1 protein-coding gene and 1 pseudogene are annotated in these 1098 nt (G+C 70.4%); both read right to left on the bottom strand.

All coding sequences use genetic code 11. From position 1 onward, the window contains the following. Positions 1-183 precede the first annotated feature (183 nt). On the bottom strand, positions 184-861 hold the full coding sequence (locus PSH25_RS29120) for a hypothetical protein (protein ID WP_238662068.1): 678 nt from the start codon (positions 859-861) through the stop codon (positions 184-186). A 5-nt stretch (positions 862-866) separates the two neighbouring features. Next, positions 867-1098: pseudogene (locus PSH25_RS29115) on the bottom strand (carbohydrate ABC transporter permease); the annotation flags it as partial.

Raw genomic sequence — 1098 nt, 5'->3', positions numbered from 1 at the left:
GGAGGTGGCGATGTTCGCTTCGACGGTGCGTATCGCGGCAGCCACCGCGGCAGCCGTGGCCTCTGCGTCGGAGCTGGGACGGACGTCGGTCGCCGTCATGGATGCTGTTCTCCCTCGTGGGTCCGGTCCGGTGCCGGGCAGGTGTGTCATCGGCGTCCCGGCTCGGTGGCCGGAACGTGGTGGTCAGGTGTTCTGGGGTGCGGCCGTCGGTGCGTCGAGGACGGCCCGCATGGTGAAGCGGCTGTTGGCCCAGACGACGTAGAGCAGTGGCGCGGCGGCGAGGCCGAGCGCGATCGCGGGGCGGGCCGCCAGGATCTGGGCGAGCAGCGCGAGCACGAGCAGAGACACGGCGGTGAGGTACCACCGGCGTACCGCCAGATACGCGCAGGCACCGGCCACCTCACGTAACCGGGCGGTGGGTCGATCGGCGAGGGTCACCAGCCCGAGCAGCGTGGTCGCGACGGTGAGGACGATCAGGGTCGCCAGCACCGGCAGGGCGAGTGCCCCGACCCGGTGGCCCCACGCGGCGCGGGCGTCGACGGCGAGCACCACCAGGGCGGTCATGGCTGCCGCCGTCCAGAGCATCGCCGGCCGGGCGGTGGCCCGCCAGGCGCGGCCGTAGGTGCGCAGCACACCGCCGGAGTCGCCGGCGGAGTAGGCGGACATGACCGCGAAGACCGCACAGAGCCCGGGCGCGCAGAGCGGGGCGGTCAGCGCGTAGAGCGGCCAGGAGCGGGCCGCGTCGGTGGTGAACGCGAGCATCACCAGTGGCAGGCAACCGAGTACCAGCAGCAGGTTGCTGACGAGCGCGACATAGAACCCGTCGAAGATGGCGGTGATGGTGTGGTGGCGCGAACGCATGCCCCTCAACCCTTCAGTCCGGTCGAGGCGATGCCCTCGATGAAGTAGCGCTGGCCGAGCAGGAAGATGACCGCGACGGGCAGCACGGACAGCACCGAGCCCGTCATGATCAGCGCGAACTCGGCGTTGTACTGGGAGATGAAGGTGTTCAGCCCCAACTGGATGGTGCGCAGTTCCGGGCTGCGCAGGTAGATCAGCGGGCCGAGATAGTCGTTCCAGGTGGTCACGAACGTACGG

The sequence above is a fragment of the Micromonospora foliorum genome, from assembly GCF_022229015.1.
Classification (GTDB): Bacteria; Actinomycetota; Actinomycetes; order Mycobacteriales; family Micromonosporaceae; genus Micromonospora; species Micromonospora foliorum.
The sequence above is the reverse complement of the archived record's forward strand: the minus strand, read 5'-3'. Positions and strand labels throughout refer to the sequence as shown.

Bases quoted from the DNA above. Each gene is read 5' to 3' on its own strand.
- PSH25_RS29120 (WP_238662068.1), bottom strand. From the start codon at position 861: ATGCGTTCGCGCCACCACACCATCACCGCCATCTTCGACGGGTTCTAT.